5 protein-coding genes are annotated in these 3,100 nt (G+C 65.0%); 3 read left to right on the top strand and 2 right to left on the bottom strand.

Annotated elements, in window-relative coordinates:
- Positions 1-166: 166 nt before the first annotated feature.
- The 3 genes from Q0X61_RS13070 (at position 167) to Q0X61_RS13060 (ending at position 1,606) form a co-directional block, all read left to right on the top strand.
- A complete protein-coding gene (locus tag Q0X61_RS13070) occupies positions 167-346 on the top strand; it encodes a helix-turn-helix domain-containing protein (RefSeq protein ID WP_229935109.1) in 180 nt (59 codons plus the stop codon).
- Between the two features lie 97 nt (positions 347-443).
- Positions 444-1,019, top strand: coding sequence for a helix-turn-helix domain-containing protein (locus Q0X61_RS13065; RefSeq protein ID WP_297743312.1), 576 nt, complete (start codon positions 444-446; stop codon positions 1,017-1,019).
- 2 nt (positions 1,020-1,021) lie between these two features.
- Positions 1,022-1,606, top strand: coding sequence for a hypothetical protein (locus Q0X61_RS13060; protein ID WP_297743310.1), 585 nt, complete (start codon positions 1,022-1,024; stop codon positions 1,604-1,606).
- A gap of 138 nt (positions 1,607-1,744) precedes the next feature.
- On the opposite strand, the gene Q0X61_RS13055 is transcribed toward Q0X61_RS13060, so the two are convergent.
- Positions 1,745-1,960, bottom strand: a complete 216-nt coding sequence (locus tag Q0X61_RS13055; protein WP_297743309.1) for a hypothetical protein — start codon at positions 1,958-1,960, stop codon at positions 1,745-1,747.
- Between the two features lie 193 nt (positions 1,961-2,153).
- A complete protein-coding gene (locus Q0X61_RS13050; protein WP_297743307.1) occupies positions 2,154-2,993 on the bottom strand; it encodes a hypothetical protein in 840 nt (279 codons plus the stop codon).
- Between the last annotated feature and the right edge of the window lie 107 nt (positions 2,994-3,100).

Below are 3,100 nucleotides of genomic sequence, written 5' to 3'. Positions count from 1 at the left end.
TGCAGCAATTCCTCACCCCGAAACCCGAGGCAGCTTGACATAGGGCTTCTCATGCCACGAGCCTGGCACGGTTCCCGGCTGGTGAGCAATACATGTCGCGGATTGCTCACGACAGGAGTACGGTGTGGGCAAGTGATGACACGCATTGCTCACCGAGGAGAAGGACATGAACAATTCAAGCAACTCACTCGCCCTGACGATGAAGGATGCCGCCAAGCTCGTCGGCGTGGACTACCGCACCATCAAGCTCGGCATCGAGAGTGGAACCATCCCCACGATCCAGCTCGGCCCGCGCCGGATGATCCCTCGCATCCCCCTGCTGCGAGTATTCGGGATCAACCCCTGAAGCTGGTGACGCGGTCGCTGCCCAATCCAGCTGTTCAGACTCTGTCGTTCGCCCGCTAGAATATGACTCAGTAGTCCTATTCTGAGGCGGTGTTGCAATGGCGGATGCGGGAACACTGGTGCGCGCGGCTCGAAAGAGTCGCGGTCTAACTCAGCAGCGCCTGGCGGAGCGCACTCGCATCGATCAGGCGCGGGTGTCGCGTTCCGAGCGCGGGCGGGGTGCTGAGTTCAGCACCGTCGCGCGGCTGCTCGCGGGCGCGGGGCACCGACTGTACTCGGCACCGACTCAACGCGGCGACGCGGCGACGGCCGCGGCCGAGATCCGTGGGCATCTCCGCTTGGGCGACCGGGAGCGCGCCCTGCGCGCTCTGCTGCAGTTGAACGACGACCTCGTCGCCGAGCACGGACTCGTCCGTGGGGTGCTGGGTCTGGCCGAACCGGAACCCACCCGCGATCCGGTGTGGGATGCCGCCATCGCCGGACTCGTCGCATGGCGACTTCGAGAGGAAGGGCTCCCGGTTCCGGAGTGGGTGAACCGGCCTGCACGCTTTCTCACCGCGCCCCGAGGCCTCGATGTCGATTCGTCCGACCCCGTGCCGCCGCTCACTGAGGTGCCCGACGCGTTAGCTGAGCGCGGGGTGCTCGTCTGGCGTGACACGTTCGCGAGCGTGTGACCATGGCGACGGTGCTGGATCGCGCAGACATCATCGGCGGGCTCCACGACCTCGTCGCCGAACTTCGAACGGCTGGCGAGGTGGCCCGCATCCGACTCGTGGGTGGCGCAGCCCTCGCGCTGCGATACTTCGACCGCGGCACGACGCAGGATCTCGACTCTCTGCACATCCAGCCCGGGTCTGACGAGGCCGTGGCTGCTGCCGCCGCGCGCGTCGCGGACCGGCGAGGGTGGAATGCTACCTGGCTCAACTTCGCCGTCGAGCAGGCGGACGCCATCCTCGCGTTCGGTCGGCGGGCAGTCGAGTGGGAGTCGATCTACGACCACGACGGGATCGTCATCCAGGTCGCCGCGAAAGAGGCGATGCTCGCGATGAAGCTTCGCGCCAACCGTCCCGGGCGCGACACGAACGACATCCGCCAACTGCTGAAACTCTGCGCGATCACCACCATCGGGGAAGCCGAGGATTTGTACGAGGACTTCTACCCTGGCGACCTACTCACCGATCGGGCGCTCGACATGGTCACGAGAATCCTCGACGCCGGGCTTCCAGACGATGTACCGTCACCAGGACCCATCAACCTCTGACCAAGTCGGCGCGGCCGACACCCGGGCGACTGTGCGCGGAGCGCGGTAGGCCGGGCTGACAGCGAACCCGAGGATCCCCTCGCGGGCATCGCTCGATCGGGGGACGTTGATGTGCGTTGGCGATCGCTCGGCGCCCCGCTACGGCCGCTTCCGGACGAGCCATTTCTTCGCTATTGCGTCGTCGAGGTCGACGTGAATGTGCTTCGAGATGAGCAGGACCTGAGCCGGGGCGTCGGCCAGCTCGTCGCGGGACGCTGCAACTCCAAGCTCGATGGCGGAGGACGATGAGTCATGGGACGCCTCCACCGAAGCCATGCGTCGAACGATGCTGCGCGCGAACGGCGACGAAGACATCTCTGCGCTCTTCTGGAATCGAGCATCCAAACGTGAGCGCACCGTGGCGGCCGAGAAGCTAGTCCTCTTCGCGCTCGAGTCGCGCCTTGCTGTGAACTCGCCGAAGGGGGTCAGACCTGATCGGCGCGAGCGTCGACCAGATCAATAGCTTCGTGTGCGGAGCAGTACTCGACTGGTGTTGATTCCTCGCGGCTTAGCGACGAGCAAGGGCTCCGGATGAGAACCACTGGACAAGGGGGACCGCGAGCAGAACTGCCGCTTCCGCCTCAGCCTGCGTCGGCTTGCGGTAGCCGTTGCCGCCGTGGCGACTCTCGTGGCCTTTCCACAGCGCTTCGGCCATCTTCACCGGCACGTCCGCGTCCGATGTCGCCAGGTCGAGCTTCCAGTCTCCTTGGGCCTTCATGTCCCGGATCATCGTGCCCAGCGTGGCCCTCTTGTTGTTCGGCGTCACGACGTGCGCTCCGGCCTCCTCGACGGCCTTTATCGACTTCTCGCACGCCTCTTCAGCGTCCGGCGATCGGCCGAACGAGGAATGCCAGGCCTCGGCAAGCAAAGTACCGGCGCTCCCAGCGTCCGCAATCGTTTTGGTCGCTGCCAGCGATACTCCCTCGGGCACGCGCTTCTCAAGCGCGGCGTAGCCGTCCCTGCTCCCAACCCTCCATTCGGATCCGCCGTCGCTGAGGATGGACTCAAGCTCGACCAGAGGGTCGTGGATCTCCTCGACGCCCGCAGCATCCAACTCGTCGTTCAGTGTTCCCACTCGCGCAACTAGGAAGTCCAAGAAGTCAAGGAACTCGTCTTCCTCCATCACCTCGAATAGGAAGCTCACCCCTTCACGGCTGAACACTCCCACTAGCGAGGTCTCCCGCCGGGTGCGCGTCTCGAACTCCTCCATGATTGATGGATCAGGCTGAGGCGGCGTGAACGAGCTGAAGGAAGATGTCGAGGACACGGCGTCCGCCCAGTGCAGGACCCGCCGCCGGATCCACATGGGCACGCCAGGATGCAACGCATCAAGTTTCGTCGAGTCCATGCCGCGTGGTCGCCAGGCCATATAGCTATCCTGGCCCACGTTGCCGACTAGGTGTACTTCCCCGTGAGGTTGTGAACGCGGGCTGAGGGGGTCTGGCCGCCGATCCC

This window comes from uncultured Tessaracoccus sp. (genome assembly GCF_947255005.1).
Taxonomy (GTDB): Bacteria; Actinomycetota; Actinomycetes; order Propionibacteriales; family Propionibacteriaceae; genus Arachnia.
Note: the sequence above shows the minus strand (reverse complement) of the source record. Positions and strands in the feature narration are given on the sequence as shown.

What these genes read in the sequence shown, in the direction of transcription:
- Q0X61_RS13060 (WP_297743310.1), top strand. Translation starts at nt 1,022, where the DNA reads ATGGCGACGGTGCTGGATCGCGCAGACATCATCGGCGGGCTCCACGAC.
- Q0X61_RS13055 (WP_297743309.1), bottom strand. Translation starts at nt 1,960, where the DNA reads ATGTCTTCGTCGCCGTTCGCGCGCAGCATCGTTCGACGCATGGCTTCG.
- Q0X61_RS13070 (WP_229935109.1), top strand. Translation starts at nt 167, where the DNA reads ATGAACAATTCAAGCAACTCACTCGCCCTGACGATGAAGGATGCCGCC.
- Q0X61_RS13050 (WP_297743307.1), bottom strand. Translation starts at nt 2,993, where the DNA reads ATGGACTCGACGAAACTTGATGCGTTGCATCCTGGCGTGCCCATGTGG.
- Q0X61_RS13065 (WP_297743312.1), top strand. Translation starts at nt 444, where the DNA reads ATGGCGGATGCGGGAACACTGGTGCGCGCGGCTCGAAAGAGTCGCGGT.